Origin of the sequence: Alcaligenes sp. WGS1538, assembly GCF_043187505.1 — a bacterium.
In the GTDB taxonomy this organism is placed as follows: domain Bacteria; phylum Pseudomonadota; class Gammaproteobacteria; order Burkholderiales; family Burkholderiaceae_B; genus Alcaligenes.
Window position 1 is genome coordinate 2721106 of record NZ_CP171109.1, and the last position, 15265, is coordinate 2736370.

Sequence of the window (15265 nt, forward strand, 5' to 3'; positions counted from 1 at the left end):
TTGTCCTGGCCTACAGATATTGAGGCACCACACAGCTCTTGTGCTCGATGTGGTGTGCGAACTCGTCGCGGAAATGCTTAACGAAACTGCGCACCGGCATGGCGGCGGCGTCACCCAGGGCGCAGATCGTGCGGCCCATGATGTTGTGTGCGATGTCGTCGAGCATGTCCAGGTCTTCCTTGCGGCCCTGGCCGTTCTCGATGCGGTGCACCATGCGCCACAGCCAGCCCGTGCCTTCGCGGCAGGGCGTGCACTGGCCGCAGCTCTCGTGGTAGTAGAAGTACGACAGGCGCAGCAGCGACTTGACCATGCAGCGCGTCTCGTCCATGACGATGACCGCGCCCGAGCCCAGCATGGAGCCGGCCTTGGCGATGGAGTCGTAATCCAGGTTGGTGGCCATCATGATGTCGGCCGGCAGCACCGGAGCGCTCGAGCCGCCGGGAATGACGGCCTTGAGCTTGCGGCCGCCGCGCATGCCGCCCGCCAGCTCCAGCAGCTTGGCGAAAGGCGTGCCCAGGGGCACTTCATAGTTGCCGGGACGCTCCACGTCGCCCGTGATCGAGAAGATCTTGGTGCCGCCGGCGTTGGGAATGCCCACTTCCAGGTACTGCTGGCCGCCGTTGCGGATGATCCAGGGCACCGCGGCGAAGGTCTCGGTGTTGTTGATGGTGGTGGGCTTGCCGTACAGGCCGAAGCTGGCGGGGAACGGCGGCTTGAAGCGCGGCTGGCCTTTCTTGCCTTCCAGCGACTCCAGCAGCGCGGTTTCCTCGCCGCAGATGTAGGCGCCGTATCCATGGAAGGCGTGCAGCTGGAAGTTGAAGCCCGAACCCAGGATGTTGTCGCCCAGGAAGCCGGCGGCGCGCGCCTGCTCCAGCGCCTCTTCGAAACGCTGGTAGATCTCGAACACTTCGCCGTGGATGTAGTTGTAGCCCACGCTGATGCCCATGGCATAGGCGGCGATGGCCATGCCTTCGATCACGATGTGCGGGTTGAAGCGCAGGATGTCGCGATCCTTGAAGGTGCCGGGCTCGCCCTCGTCCGAGTTGCACACCAGATACTTCTGGCCGGGGATGGCGCGCGGCATGAAGCTCCACTTCAGGCCGGTTGGAAAGCCCGCGCCGCCGCGGCCGCGCAGGGCCGAGGTCTTGACTTCGGCGATGACGTCCTCGGGCTTCATGCCGCTGGTCAGCACCTTGCGCAGGGCCTCGTAGCCGCCGCGCTTGACGTATTCTTCCAGGCCCCAGTTGTCGCCGTTCAGGCCGGCCAGGATCTGGGGCTCGATGTGGCGATCATGAAAAATCATGCTGCGCGACAGGTCGGCCCCGGGATTGGGCTCCAGCCCCTGGGCGAGCTTGCGCAGAATGTCCGGTGCACTCATGCCGACTCTCCGTGTTTCTTCAGTTCTTCGAGCATGGCGTCGATGCGCTCGGCTTCCATGCGCACGCACATGTGCTGATTGTTCAGCAGCATGACGGGCGAGTCGCCGCACGAACCCATGCACTCTCCCATGATCAGGGAGAACTGGCCGTCGGCGGTGGTTTCACCGTAATCGATGCCCAGCTTTTCCTTCAGGTATTCGCCTGCCTTGACGCCGTCGCGCAGCGCACAGGGCAGGTTGGTGCAGACCGAGATGGTCACGCGGCCCACGGGCTTGGTGTGGAACATGTTGTAGAAGGTGGCGACCTCCTGCACGGCAATGGGTTCCACACCGATGTAGCGGGCCACGTCGGCGATGATCTCGGGCGAGACCCAGCCTTTTTCCTGCTGGGCGATGGCCAGCGATGCCATGATGGCGGAACGGCGCTGGTCGGCCGGGAACTTGCCCAGTTCCCGATCTATCTGTTGGTAGGCTTTTTCGGAAAGCAACATAATTCGGTTCCGTATTTCCAGGCGCGACCTAGCGGTCGATCTCGCCAAACACAATGTCCTGCGTCCCGATGATGGTGACGGCGTCAGCGATCATGTGGCCGCGGCACATTTCATCCAGGGCCTGCAGGTGCACGAAGCCCGGGGCGCGGATCTTCAGGCGGTACGGCTTGTTGCCGCCGTCGGACACCAGGTAGATGCCGAATTCGCCCTTGGGATGCTCGACGCCGGCGTACACTTCGCTGGTCGGCACGTGCATGCCTTCGGAGAACAGCTTGAAGTGGTGGATCAGGTCTTCCATGCCGGACTTCATGCGTTCGCGCGACGGCGGAGCCACCTTGTGGTTGTCGGTGATCACGGGGCCGGGATTGTTGCGCAGCCACTGCACGCACTGGCGGATGATGCGGTTGCTCTCGCGCATCTCGGCGATACGCACCAGGTAGCGATCGTAGGAGTCGCCGTTGCGGCCGACCGGAATGTCGAATTCCATGCGGTCGTAGACTTCGTAGGGCTGGACCTTGCGCAGGTCCCACTCCACGCCCGAACCGCGCAGCATGGGGCCGGTGAAGCCCAGGGCCTTTGCGCGCTCCGGATCCACGACGCCGATGCCCACCAGGCGCTGCTTCCAGATGCGGTTGTCGGTGAGCAGGGTTTCGTACTCGTCCACGCAGGCCGGAAAGCGGTTGGTGAAGTCCTCGATGAAGTCCAGCAAGGAACCCGAACGGGCCTCGTTCATGGCCTTGAGCTCTTTTTCGGAACGGTACTTGTTGCCCTTGTACAGCGACATGCTGTCGGGCAGGTCGCGATACACGCCGCCGGGACGGTAGTAGGCCGCGTGCAGGCGTGCGCCCGAGACGGCCTCGTAGCAGTCCATCAGGTCCTCGCGCTCGCGGAAGGCATACAGGAACACGGCCATGGCGCCCACGTCCAGGGCGTGCGAGCCCACGGACATCAGGTGGTTCAGGATGCGGGTGATCTCGTCGAACATGACGCGGATGTACTGCGCGCGCAGCGGAACCTGCACGCCGACCATCTTTTCGACGGCCATGCAATAGGCGTGCTCGTTCACCATCATGGACACGTAGTCCAGGCGGTCCATGTACGGCAGCGTCTGCAGATAGGTCCGATGCTCGGCCAGCTTTTCCGTGGCGCGATGCAGCAGGCCGATGTGCGGATCGGCACGCTGGATGACCTCACCGTCCAGCTCGAGCACCAGGCGCAGCACGCCGTGGGCGGCCGGGTGCTGGGGACCAAAGTTCAGGGTGTAGTTTTGAATTTCTGCCATGATGATTAACGCCCTACTCCGTAGTCGTCCTCGCGCACCACGCGCGGCGTGATCTCACGCGGCTCGATGGTGACGGGCTGGTAAATGACCCGCTTCTGCTCGGTGTCATAGCGCATTTCGACGTAGCCGGAAATCGGGAAGTCCTTGCGGAAAGGATGGCCGATGAAACCATAGTCGGTCAGGATGCGGCGCAGGTCCGGGTGGTTCTCGAAAATGATGCCGTACAGGTCGAACGCCTCGCGCTCGAACCAGTTCACCGATGGCCAGACCTCGAACAGCGTGGGCAGCGTCGGGAAATCGTCGTTGGGCACGAAGCAGCGCACGCGCAGGCGCCAGTTGTGCGTCAGCGAGGTCAGGTGCAGCACCACGGCGAAGCGATAGGGAAACTGGCCGGCCACCGGCTGGTACGTGGGCGCCTTCCAGGCGGAATAATCGATGCCGCACAGGTCGATACAGGTTTCGAAGCGCAGGTCAGCGTGGTCGCGCAGCAGCGTGCAGGTGTCCACCCAGGCGTCCGCCGGCACTTCCAGGGTCAGCTCGCCCAGCGCCTCGGTCAGCGCGGCCTGTTCGCCCAGGACGGCGAGCAGGTTGGTTTTCAGTGTTTCTAGCCGTGTCATAGTCTCTCTTAGCCTGTTCTAGCCGATCAGCGCGCAATGGTGTTGGTCAGACGGATCTTGTTCTGCATCTGCAGCAGGCCGTAGACCAGGGCCTCGGCCGTGGGCGGACAGCCCGGCACATAGACGTCGACCGGCACGATGCGGTCGCAGCCGCGCACGACGGAGTAGGAGTAGTGGTAATAACCGCCGCCGTTCGCACAGGAGCCCATGGATACGACCCAGCGCGGTTCGGCCATCTGGTCATATACCTTGCGCAGGGCGGGAGCCATCTTGTTGCACAGCGTGCCCGCCACGATCATCAGGTCGGACTGACGGGGACTGGGCCGGAAGATGATGCCGAACTGGTCCAGGTCGTAACGCGCCGCGCCCGCGTGCATCATTTCCACCGCACAACAGGCCAGGCCGAATGTCATGGGCCACATGGACCCCGTCTTTGCCCAGTTAAGAAACTTATCCGCACTGGTCGTCACAAAACCTTCTTTGAGAATGCCGTCGATAGCCATAGTAGTTGCCTTTTGCCGGATCCGGCCCGGAGAACCCCGCCGATCCTATTGCTGACCAAACTTGCCGCCGCAAAGGCGCATCCCGGTGCGCCTTGAATTCAGCAAGAGACGCGAAGATCCGCCGCGCGGACCTCCGACCGGAGGGTTACTCCCAGTCCAGAGCGCCTTTTTTCCATTCGTAGATAAAGCCGACCGTCAGCACGGCCAGGAAGGCCATGACAGTCCAGAAGCCCACCAGGCCGACGGTGCCATTGGCCATGGCCCAGGGAAACAGGAAAGCGATTTCCAGGTCGAACATGATGAACAGGATCGCGATCAGGTAGTAGCGGATGTCCACCTTCATGCGGGAGTCGCCAAACGCTTCGAAACCGCATTCGTACGGCGAGAGCTTTTCGGCATCGGGACGGTTCGGGCCCAGCAGCCGGCCGGCCGTGAGCAGCGCCAGGCCGATGCCCGTGGCGACAATGATAAACAGCAAAACGGGAAAGTACTCTTGCAGGTTCATGCAAAGCATCCAATCGCAGTAAATAAACTCTTGGATTGTAGCATTTTGAGAGCACAGTTTTGAGGGATAACCCCAAACCATTACATCTTGACGGCGATGTTGCGCATGCGCAGCAAAAATCCCTCAGCCGCCTTACAAAACCCGGTTCCTTATTGATTATTTGGATTATTTAAGGTTGGGTTTTTCTGCACTTGAATATTTATTCTACCCTCTTTTGTCAGGTTTATGTCAGACATCCGACAGGAAAAACACGTCCGACTGCATCTAATTTGTAACCACAAGCTCATCAGAAAAGATGTGCCATTGCCCAGCCGAACCAAGCCGGCACGCACCCGCCCATGCCGCGATGGAATTCAGCCATGCTGCCTTGCCCGGCCTGCCGGCGCCAGGCCCTCTCCTGGACTATCAGGCATAGAAAAAGCCACCCGCAAGGGTGGCTTTTTTTTACAGCTTGTACTGCTAGTCAGTTCAGCAAGCCCGAAGGCTTGCCATTGAGCGCGTAGACAAGCTACGCGGCACAATTAGAACTGGTGACGCAGACCAACGCCCACCAGGGTGGACTTGCCGTCAGGCAGGAAGTGCACGTTCTTGGCGTAGGAGCCGATAGCGTACACGTTGGTGCGCTTGCTCAGTGGGTGGCTGTAACCCAGGCTGAAAGTGTGCTGCTTCTTCATTTCCCAGGATGGGGTATCACGGTCCAGCGACTCTGGAGCCGAACGAGGATCAGCCATGGTCCAGGAACCCATCAGGGTGCCGGCGCCAACAGGAGCGGACAGACCGACCAGGTAGGAGTTGACCTTCAGACCCTTCAGATCACCCAAAACGGTGTCGCCGATGCCGACGCCGCTGAAGTTCTGAGGAACAAACAGGCCGTCACGAGTCTGACCGAAGGCCAGGTAAGCCTTGACCACTTCGAAGTCGTAGCTGCCGCCGATGTTCCAGGACTTGACGGTGTCGCCACCATAAACACCAGTGGAACCAAGGAACTCACGAGTCTTGTATTGGTCGTACGTCAGAGCGACGCCGACAGGGCCGTTGGCGTAACGCAGACCGGTGGTGATGCCACGCTGGTTGCGCTCCAGACCGTCTTCAGGATCAGCACTGTTGGTGATCTTGTATTCTTGAGGGCCGTCGGTGTTGAAGGAGTAGCCAACGCCGAATTGGAAGCCGGAGAAGTTGGGGGTCTGGTACATGACCATGTTGTCGTAACGAACGGTGTTGGCCGAGGTGAAGGCCGCACCGATGTTAGCTTGGTCGAAACCGCCGCCGAAAGGATCGGCTACGCCAGGCAGGTACTTGGAAGCGATGTTGGTTTGACGACCGAAGTCCAGTTGACCCCAGCTGTCGCCAGCCAGACCCAGAGTGGCTTGACGACCGAACAGACGCTTGCCTTGCAGGGAGTTACCAGTACCCAGATCGAAACCGCTTTCCAGAACGAACACAGCGCGCAGACCGTCACCCAGATCTTCGGAACCCTTCAGACCCCAGCGGTTGCCGGACTGGATGCCGTTGATCAGACCAGTCTTCTTCTGGCTAAAGGATTCCATGCCGTCACGGTTGGCAGCGTAGGAATCAGTGCCCTTGAACTTTTGGTAGCCAATACCGCCATCCAGAATACCGTACAGGGTAACAGACGTTTCTGCGTGTGCGACGCCAGCGAAGCCGGCCATCAGAGCAGCAGCGAGCAGAGTCTTTTTCATGTAAGAAATCTCCGTAGATTTGAGTAAATCAGAGCAGCCCAACTACAACAGTGCTGCTGCTCTTTCTAACTCCGCGATGGGAAGTTAACGTTATTGCATCAAAATTCCCGACGCTTGACTACGAAACCATTCAGAATCGTGAATCTTTGTGCGCGCCTTGTTGGCTATACACAACAAAACAAAGTCACAGCGCCCGTGCCGCAAGGGTTTACCCGTGGTTTGGCGGCCTTTACAGAACCATTAGCAGCCTGATGACCCAAGGCACTCTTGAGAACTCGCTTTAAGTCCCCTTTTCAAGCCGTTCGAAAGCCTCTCTTTTTCGATTCGAGCAGCCAGCGAGTCCGAAAACAGTCGCCGCTTGGCGGCGCTGCTCTCCGTTCACGCCGAGGCGCGGCCCCGGCGGCTTCATGTCCGCTCGATTTCTCTTGGGCTGATAAATTAACCACATGCCTTTGCGAAAACCTCATCGCTCAAAGCAGGACCCAGCACGAGCAAATGGTTGCAACGCCGAAAACGCTCCCTGCGCCAGGGCAGACAATCTCGCATATGAAACAATCCCTGCCGGCTGCTCTGCGCATGGCGAATCCAGCACAGATTTCGAAGCAGAGAAGCCCTAACGCACAATAATCATACCGCCCATTCCAGGTCCGAAAGTTGTGAACCTGCCGAGGCATACGAAGCCCATCACAGAACCGAAGCATCTATCGTCGGCATGATCCTCGCCGCGCCAGCGAAACAGGCCCCTGCCCAGAATGCGCACCCGCGACCCCGTATTGAAGCGCCGGCCGATTTGCAGGCAAAAAAAAACCTGTCCGCAATCGGATCAGGTTTTGTCTGGCAGCGTGCGCTGCGTACTTTTACTTATACGATGGTGCCGACGACGAGACTCGAACTCGTACAGCTTTCGCCACTACCCCCTCAAGATAGCGTGTCTACCAATTCCACCACGTCGGCAAGGCAATCAAGACAGCGATATTAGCACGAGAAAGAATGGCTTGTCAGCATTCCAGCCCTGCCCTTCGCAGGAAAAACAGGATTTCGTTTGCTCAGCGCGACAAACCAAGGCGCAGTCCATGAAAAAGCCCGCCTGACGGCGGGCTCTCCGACCCTCTATATATATAGAGGTCAGGGCTTGGCGGCCGGTTCCGACTCCGCCTTGGGGGCTTGCTCACCGGCAGCTGGTTCAGGCTTCTGCTCCTGGGCCTGCGGGGCCGCGGAAGGAACGGCCGAAGGAGCTGCCGGCACCGACGAAGGCGCCGGGGAGGGAACGGCGGCGGGTGCAGCGGCGGGTGCAGGTACGGAAGAAGCCCCGGAAGGAGCGCCGCCGGGCACGGGGGACTCATAACCTTGCATCACGCCGGATTCCGCCTGCTTGGCGGGATGGTGCGCCATCCAGGCCAGGCCGCCGGTCGAGGCAAAGAACACAATGGCCGCCCATTTGGTCATGCGCGACAGGAAATTGGCGGCGCCCGCGGCACCGAAGACGCTGCCGGCGGAACCGCCGCCAAATGCGGAGCCCATGTCGGCGCCCTTGCCTTGCTGCAGCAGCACCAAGCCAATAATCAGCAGCGAGGAAATGACCTGCACGGCCATCAGAACGGAAGACATCCAATGTTGCATTCAAAGACTCCGAGGCCTCAAGCGGCCACAATACGTAAGAATTCCCGTGCATCCAGAGACGCACCGCCCACCAGGGCACCATCAATATCCGGCATGGCGAACAGCTCGGCGGCATTGTCCGCCTTGACGCTGCCGCCATACAGAATGCGCAGCCGATCCGACTCCATGAACGCGCGGATCTGTCCGTGCATATCCTGCGCCTGCTCCGGCGTAGCCGTCAGCCCGGTACCTATGGCCCAGACCGGCTCGTAAGCCAGCACGATGCGTTCCACGACATCCTTGCCCAGCGCCTTGATCGGCTCGAGCTGGTCCTGCACCACGCAGGCCGCCTGCCCTGCTTCGCGATCAGCCAGCAGCTCGCCGATGCAGACAATGGGCGTCAGACCCGCATCCAGGGCCGCCACCACCTTGGCAGCCACCAGGGCGCTGCTTTCCTGATGGTACTGCCGCCGTTCCGAATGGCCGACGATGACCCACTGGCAACCAATGTCCGCCAGCATGGAGGCGGATACCTCGCCGGTATAGGCCCCCTTGGCATGCACGCTGACGTCCTGGGCGCCCAGGGCGATGCCCGATTCCCGCAAGGCGTCGGCCAGCTGGGGCAGGTATACATACGGCGCACACACCAGCACCTCGCATTTCGGCCGGGCCGCGTTCGGCTGGGCCGCGTTCGGCTGGGCCGCATCCGGCCGGGCCGCGGACGGCTGAACATCAGACTGGGCAAGCAATTCATCCAGCAGACGGCGGTTGCCATCGAGCGAACCGTTCATTTTCCAATTGCCCGCAACCAGTCGTTTTCGCAAAGAAGGTACGCCCATTGCTCCCTTGATGTCAGTCAGAAGTTACACCCGACGCCCGCAATGCAGACGCAGCTAACCCGCTATTGTAGCGCGAGCTTGGCGATTCCGCTCGACATTGCCCCAAATAGGCGTGGAAAAACCAACGGGAGCCCCAGGACGATCCATTAGCGGCTCAAGGCACCAGGATGATCTTGCCCACCTGCTCGCCCGCCTCCATCATGGCGTGGGCGCGATCGGCCTGCTCCAGCGGAAACGTCGCGTGCACCACCGGCCGGATCTGGCCTGATTCCAGCAAGGGCCACACGCGTTCGCGCAGGGCCCGGGCCAGGGCCGCCTTGAAGGCGACCGGACGCGGGCGCAGGGTGGAGCCCGTCACCGTCAGGCGGCGGCGCAGGATCTCACCGCAATTGATGGTGGCCTTGGCACCGCCCAGCAGGGCAATGATGACGATACGGCCGTCGTCCGCCAGGCACTTGAGATCGCGGTCGATGTAGTCGCCGGCCACCATGTCCAGGATGACGTCCACGCCGCGCCCGCCAGTCTTGGCCTTGATGACTTCTTCGTAGGCCTGAGTCTTGTAGTTGATGCCGATGCCGCCCAGGCGATTGATGGCCTCCACGCGCTCGTCACTGCCTGCCGTGGCATAGGCCGTGTTGCCCAGGGCGACCGCCAGCTGGATGGCGGTGGTGCCGATACCGCTGGCTCCGCCATGCACCAGCAGGGTTTCGCCATGCGTCAGGGCGCCTCGTTCGAAAACATTGCTCCAGACCGTGAAGAAGGTTTCGGGCAGGCCCGCGGCCTCGACCAGGCTGAATCCGGCGGGAATGGGCAGACATTGCTGCACGGGCACGACACAGTACTCCGCATAGGCGCCGCCGGTCACCAGGGCGCAGACCTGATCGCCAATCTTGAATTCGCTGCCCTGCAGATCGCCGGACACGATTTCTCCCGCCAACTCCAGCCCCGGCAGATCGGAGGCGCCGGGCGGCGGCGGATAGGTCCCCGCGCGCTGCAGCGCATCCGGGCGATTCACGCCCGCCGCCAGCACCTTGACCAGCACTTCTCCCGCGCCCGGCTGCGGCGTGGGCCGCTCCACCACGCGCAATACTTCCGGACCGCCAAACTCAGCAATTTCAATGGCTCGCATGCCTGCTCCCTATGTTCAGAATTCCATGGCGAAAGAAAATCCCCGCCATGCGGCGGCCCTCTCACCTTATCCCCGCAATCTACCATATGCGCCCTGCCCTGCCTGGCAAAGCCGCCGCGACGACCACAATATTCCGATGACGCTCCCGGCCTTTTACGTTACACTTTAGAGCTTTCCCGCCTGTCTGGGCGGGGAACGGCGCCCCGCCCCAAGGCGCGGAGCCGAACAAAAGCCAAAAAAAACAGGAAGCGTGCCAGAGCGGTTGAATGGACCGGTCTTGAAAACCGGCGATGGGGCAACCCATCCGTGAGTTCGAATCTCACCGCTTCCGCCAGTTTTTCCCGCTGCATCCATGGCGGAATTGGTAGACGCAAGGGACTTAAAATCCCTCGATCCTTGATCGTGCCGGTTCGATTCCGGCTGGATGCACCACTTGCCCGCCCTATTCAGGGCGACCAGGGCGCAGGACGCTTCTTGCCCCGCCACCGGAGACCTATGAGCAGAGGCCCGCAGCAACACCCAACGAGCCCTTGACCCGGACCTGCCGTCCGGCGTCTTTCTGCGTATTTTTTCCGGTTTTTCATCATGCTTATCTTTTTACTGGCGGGAGCTTGCGCTCCGGCCTTTTCCGCGTCCGCCGGGCATTCTGCTCCCGGAGGGCGGCCATGAACGTTTCCCGTCAGGAGCGCCGCGTCCTGCTCATGCTGGCCCAAGGCGGCCACATCCAGCTCAAGCGCGATGCGCACAAGAAGATCGAATCCGTCACCTTCCTGTCCCGGGAAGGCTGGGTCATGAGCGGGGTCGCCGCGGACATGTGGAAACGGCTGCGCGCGCGAGGCCTGGTCCGCTCGCGCGGCACGGGCATCTATGTGATCAGCCGCGCCGGCCTGCTTGCCATGCAAGCCTAGGACGGACCAGGCGCCTGCCCGGCCAACAGACACGGTGAGACCAGGCCAAAAAAAAGGTTCTTCGAGGAATTCCGGGTACTGAATTGCCAAGTCGATGCTGAACCGGTTTTTTGAAGACGCCGTTCAAGGCGCGGGTAGATCGGACGGCGCTGACGGCTTGCCGGCGCGGTGCGCCGGTGCCCTGGTCGGGGCGCCTGGCCGGGCGCGTCGTTAACTCCGGCGGTTGCTCGCCTCCCAGGCGAGCAACAAGCGCCGCCGTCGAACAGAACGACGCTTGCCCCCCGTCCCCGCGCCCCGCCTGCGGCAAGCCATCCGACCCGCCCCGTCCGATCTACCCGCGCCTTGAACGGCTCAAAATGCCGATGGCATCGACCCGGCCCTAGGCATCCATACCAAGCAGAAAACTCAGCGGATGGTTGATACGTTGTGCGGCTTTTGCGCGGACGTCCCGCTGTTTGGGCCAAAACAGCGGCGCCGTTCTCGCAAGGCCGGCCAGGGCGGGCCGGCGGGCGAGTCAGGGCCTTCGCCGCAGGCGGGATGCGGGGGCGGGAAGCAAGGGGCGTGCTGCTCGAGCAGGGCGCTTGTGATTCGTCCAGTGGACGAATCACCCTGCGAGTTTACGCCCCGCCCGCCCCCGTATCCTGACCAGGGAACCCGCGCGCAGCGCGGGCGAAGGACCCAGCCAAGCCGGCCCGCCCCGGCCGGCCTCGCGAGAACCCGAGGTTCTTTTCGATTGGCCCAAACAGCTCGCCAATCAAGGAGGAATCCCCGGAATTCTTCGAAGAACCAAAAAAAAAAGCCCGTCCGAAGACGGGCTTTTTTCGGCATCCGAAGATGCGCGGGCTTACTGGGCCACTGGAGCGGACGGGCCGCCTTGGGCTTCGATGCCGCCGATCGCCTTGATGGACAGGCGCAGACGGCCTTTCTCGTCGGCTTCGATGACCTTGACCTTCACGACCTGGCCAACCTTCAGGACATCATTGATGTTGGCAATGCGGTAGTTGGCGATCTCGGAGATGTGCAGCAGGCCGTCGCGGCCAGGCAGGACCTGGACGATGGCGCCGAAATCCAGCAGACGCATCACGGGACCTTCGTATTCCTGGCCCACTTCCACTTCAGCCGTCAGTTCCTTGATGCGGCGCTCGGCTTCGCGCGCTTTTTCCAGGTCGGCGCTGGCGATGGTGATGGTGCCGTCATCGGAGATGTCGATCTGCGTGCCGGTTTCTTCGGTCAGGGCGCGGATGGTTGCGCCGCCCTTGCCGATCACGTCGCGGATCTTCTCGGGGTTGATCTTGACGGTCAGCATGCGGGGTGCGAACTCGGACATCTCGGTGCGGGAACCGTCGATGGCTTCCTTCATCTTGGACAGGATGTGCATGCGGCCTTCGTGGGCCTGGGCCAGGGCGACCTGCATGATTTCCTTGGTGATGCCCTGGATCTTGATGTCCATCTGCAGGGCGGTGATGCCCTTCTCGGTGCCCGCGACCTTGAAGTCCATATCGCCCAGGTGGTCTTCATCGCCCAGGATGTCGGTCAGGACGGCGAACTTGTTGCCTTCCTTGATCAGGCCCATGGCCACGCCGGCCACGTGATCCTGCACAGGCACGCCGGCGTCCATCATGGACAGCGAGCCGCCGCACACGGAGGCCATCGAGGACGAGCCATTGGACTCGGTGATCTCGGAGACGATGCGGATGGAGTACTGGAAGTCCTCGGCGGCTGGCAGCAGCGGGCTCAGGGCACGCTTGGCCAGGCGGCCGTGACCGATCTCGCGGCGCTTGGGCGCGCCGAAGCGGCCGGCTTCGCCGGTGGCGAAGGGAGGCATGTTGTAGTGCAGCATGAAGCGATCACGGTATTCGCCCATGATGGAATCGATGATCTGCTCGTCCTGTTTGGTGCCCAGCGTGGTGACGACCAGCGCCTGGGTTTCGCCGCGCGTGAACAGGGCGCTGCCGTGAGCGCGCGGCAGCACGCCCAGGCGGATGCTGATGGGGCGCACGGTACGCGTGTCGCGGCCGTCGATGCGGGATTCGCCGCTCAGGATGCGGGTGCGCACGATACGGCTTTCCAGGTCGAACAGGATGTTGTCCACGGCCACGGAATCAGGCTGCTCTTCGCCCTTGGCCTGGGCATGGGCGGCCAGCGTTTCCTTGACTTGCGCGTAGACGGCGCGGACCTGTTCGGTGCGAGCCTGTTTTTCGCGGATCTGGTAGGCCTGGGTCAGGCCGTCCTGGGCGGCGGCGGTGACGGCGGTCAGCAGCGCTTCGTTGACGGGGGCGGGCTGCCAGTCCCATTCGGGCTTGCCGGCCTCTTCCACCAGTTCGTGGATGGCATTGATGGCGGCCTGCATCTGCTCGTGGGCGTAGACCACGCCGCCCAGCATGACTTCTTCAGACAGTTGCTTGGCTTCGGATTCCACCATCAGCACGGCGGCTTCGGTGCCGGCCACGACCAGGTCCAGGTCCGAGGACTTCAGTTGCGTGGCCGAAGGGTTCAGCACGTACTGGCCGTCCACATAGCCGACGCGGGCGGCGCCCACGGGACCGTTGAACGGAATGCCCGAGATGGCCAGGGCGGCGGAGGCGCCCAGCATGGCGGCGATGTCGGGATCGATCTCGGGATTGACCGAGACCGTATGGATGATGACCTGGACTTCGTTGTAGAAGCCTTCAGGGAACAGCGGGCGCAGCGGACGGTCGATCAGACGGGAGATCAGGATCTCGCGCTCGGACTGCTTGCCTTCGCGCTTGAAGAAGCCGCCGGGGATCTTGCCGGCCGCATAGGTCTTTTCGACGTAATCCACGGTCAGGGGAAAGAAATCCTGGCCGGGCTTGGCCTTGCTGGCGCCAACGACGGTGGCCAGCACGACGGTGTCTTCGATGGAAACCAGCACGGCACCTGACGCCTGACGTGCGATCTCCCCGGTTTCCAGGACGACGGTGTGTTCGCCGTACTGGAAGGACTTGGTGACTTTATTGAACATTAGGAGAATCCTTACAATAAAAAAACCGTGCACACTGCGAAACCGGTTCGCAGTGTGCACGGTTGTCTAGCGGGGAACCAGCCCCGGTATCACTTACGCAGACCGAGTTTTTCGATCAGTGCACGGTAAGCATCTGGATTACGGCCTTTCAGGTAATCCAGCAGTTTGCGGCGACGGCTGACCATGCGCAGCAGACCACGACGGGAGTGGTGATCCTTGTTGTGAGCCTTGAAGTGGTCGGTCAGTTCGTTGATGCGAGCGGTCAGCAGGGCCACTTGCACTTCTGGGGAACCGGTGTCGCCTTGTTTGCGCTGAAACTCGGAAACGATATCGACTTTTTTGATATCTGCAACTGCCATTTTATTTAGCCTCTAGGACATGCGTTAGGACCGAGGTGCCCTAACGTGTTTGACATTGAATTGAATGTGTCCGCCGGACACAAGCGGCCATTATAACCACAAAGCCCGGCTCAGTTCAGGGTTTCAGGCAAAATCCGCGCCTGTATCGCCCCGCTTAGTTGTTTTCGCGCCGACGGCGGCTCAGATCGCGGGCGCGGCGCCAGCGCCAGGCCATGACCACCCAGCCCGACAGGCCATAGATGCAGAACAGCGCAAACAGGATGACAGGCGGATCGGTGGAGACGAAGACGAACACCAGCACGAACAGCAGCATTCCCCAGAACGGCACGCTGCGACGGATCGCGAAGGACTTGCCGCTGTAGAACGGCGCGTTCGAGACCATGGCCAGGCCCGCGTAGACGGTCAGCGCGAAAGCCACCCAGGGAACAGAGCTGGCCTGAAGCGACAGCTTGTTGTCCACGGCCAGCCAGATGAAGCCGGCCACCAGCGCGGCGGCGGCCGGGCTGGGCAGGCCCTGGAAGAAGCGCTTGTCCACCACGGCGATGTTGGTGTTGAAGCGCGCCAGGCGCAAGGCCCCGCCCGCCACGTAGATGAAGGCGGCCAGCCAGCCCCAACGGCCCAGTCCCTGCATGGCCCAGACATACATGACCAGCGCGGGCGCGGCACCGAAGGAGATCATGTCGGCCATGGAATCGTACTGCTCGCCGAAGGCCGATTGCGTATTGGTCAGGCGCGCCACGCGGCCGTCCATGCCGTCAAAGACCAGCGCCAGGAAGATGGCGATGGCGGCCGCTTCGAAACGGCCGTTCATGGCCTGCACGACAGCATAGAACCCCGCAAAGAGATTGGCCGTGGTGAAGGCATTGGGCAACAGGTAGATGCTGCGCCGACGGCGGGTTTCATCGTTGAGGAAATTGGGCATGATGAATGCAATGATGAATGTTGCAGGTGAGCGTTCACCTAAATGTAGCA

The 15265-nt window shown here is 61.8% G+C and carries 14 protein-coding genes and 3 tRNA genes; 3 read left to right on the plus strand and 14 right to left on the minus strand.

The window, feature by feature from the left end:
* Positions 1-10: 10 nt before the first annotated feature.
* From nuoF to ACF3ND_RS12720, 11 genes are all read right to left on the minus strand, one after another.
* Positions 11-1378, minus strand: coding sequence for an NADH-quinone oxidoreductase subunit NuoF (gene nuoF, locus ACF3ND_RS12670; RefSeq protein WP_394060958.1), 1368 nt, complete (start codon positions 1376-1378; stop codon positions 11-13).
* Positions 1375-1869, minus strand: a complete 495-nt coding sequence (gene nuoE / locus ACF3ND_RS12675; RefSeq protein ID WP_394060960.1) for an NADH-quinone oxidoreductase subunit NuoE — start codon at positions 1867-1869, stop codon at positions 1375-1377. Before nuoE ends, nuoF begins: the two co-directional genes overlap by 4 nt.
* 28 nt (positions 1870-1897) lie before the next feature.
* Positions 1898-3151, minus strand: a complete 1254-nt coding sequence (locus ACF3ND_RS12680) for an NADH-quinone oxidoreductase subunit D (protein ID WP_394060962.1) — start codon at positions 3149-3151, stop codon at positions 1898-1900.
* Between the two features lie 5 nt (positions 3152-3156).
* Positions 3157-3768 (minus strand): NADH-quinone oxidoreductase subunit C, encoded by a 612-nt coding sequence (locus ACF3ND_RS12685; protein WP_394060964.1) that lies wholly within the window; start codon positions 3766-3768, stop codon positions 3157-3159.
* A gap of 26 nt (positions 3769-3794) precedes the next feature.
* Positions 3795-4271 (minus strand): NADH-quinone oxidoreductase subunit B family protein, encoded by a 477-nt coding sequence (locus tag ACF3ND_RS12690; protein WP_003801059.1) that lies wholly within the window; start codon positions 4269-4271, stop codon positions 3795-3797.
* A 145-nt stretch (positions 4272-4416) separates the two neighbouring features.
* Positions 4417-4776, minus strand: coding sequence for an NADH-quinone oxidoreductase subunit A (locus tag ACF3ND_RS12695; protein ID WP_394060967.1), 360 nt, complete (start codon positions 4774-4776; stop codon positions 4417-4419).
* Positions 4777-5297: 521 nt separating this feature from the next.
* The gene (locus ACF3ND_RS12700) at positions 5298-6476 is read right to left on the minus strand and encodes a porin (RefSeq protein WP_394060969.1); all 1179 of its coding nucleotides are present in this window, start codon (positions 6474-6476) and stop codon (positions 5298-5300) included.
* Between the two features lie 869 nt (positions 6477-7345).
* Positions 7346-7430: transfer RNA gene (locus tag ACF3ND_RS12705), tRNA-Leu, on the minus strand.
* A 171-nt stretch (positions 7431-7601) separates the two neighbouring features.
* Positions 7602-8084, minus strand: coding sequence for a preprotein translocase subunit SecG (gene secG / locus ACF3ND_RS12710; protein ID WP_394060971.1), 483 nt, complete (start codon positions 8082-8084; stop codon positions 7602-7604).
* 29 nt (positions 8085-8113) lie between these two features.
* Complete coding sequence (gene tpiA / locus ACF3ND_RS12715; protein ID WP_394060973.1) at positions 8114-8914, minus strand: triose-phosphate isomerase; 801 nt, start codon at positions 8912-8914, stop codon at positions 8114-8116.
* Positions 8915-9068: 154 nt separating this feature from the next.
* On the minus strand, positions 9069-10043 hold the full coding sequence (locus ACF3ND_RS12720) for an NAD(P)H-quinone oxidoreductase (RefSeq protein ID WP_394060975.1): 975 nt from the start codon (positions 10041-10043) through the stop codon (positions 9069-9071).
* A 244-nt stretch (positions 10044-10287) separates the two neighbouring features.
* On the opposite strand from ACF3ND_RS12720, the gene ACF3ND_RS12725 reads away from it, so the two are divergent.
* The 3 genes from ACF3ND_RS12725 to ACF3ND_RS12735 all read left to right on the plus strand — a co-directional run bounded on the left by ACF3ND_RS12725 (position 10288) and on the right by ACF3ND_RS12735 (position 10951).
* Positions 10288-10377 (plus strand) — tRNA-Ser (locus ACF3ND_RS12725).
* 12 nt (positions 10378-10389) lie between these two features.
* A tRNA-Leu gene (locus ACF3ND_RS12730) sits at positions 10390-10475 on the plus strand.
* Between the two features lie 233 nt (positions 10476-10708).
* A complete protein-coding gene (locus tag ACF3ND_RS12735) occupies positions 10709-10951 on the plus strand; it encodes a YjhX family toxin (protein ID WP_394060977.1) in 243 nt (80 codons plus the stop codon).
* 844 nt (positions 10952-11795) lie between these two features.
* On the opposite strand, the gene pnp is transcribed toward ACF3ND_RS12735, so the two are convergent.
* The 3 genes from pnp to pssA form a co-directional block, all read right to left on the minus strand.
* Positions 11796-13934 (minus strand): polyribonucleotide nucleotidyltransferase, encoded by a 2139-nt coding sequence (gene pnp / locus ACF3ND_RS12740; protein ID WP_394060979.1) that lies wholly within the window; start codon positions 13932-13934, stop codon positions 11796-11798.
* Between the two features lie 89 nt (positions 13935-14023).
* Positions 14024-14293: a 30S ribosomal protein S15 gene (gene rpsO / locus ACF3ND_RS12745; RefSeq protein WP_394060981.1), complete on the minus strand. Its 270-nt coding sequence runs from the start codon at positions 14291-14293 to the stop codon at positions 14024-14026.
* 154 nt (positions 14294-14447) lie between these two features.
* Positions 14448-15215: a CDP-diacylglycerol--serine O-phosphatidyltransferase gene (pssA, locus tag ACF3ND_RS12750; RefSeq protein WP_394060983.1), complete on the minus strand. Its 768-nt coding sequence runs from the start codon at positions 15213-15215 to the stop codon at positions 14448-14450.
* Between the last annotated feature and the right edge of the window lie 50 nt (positions 15216-15265).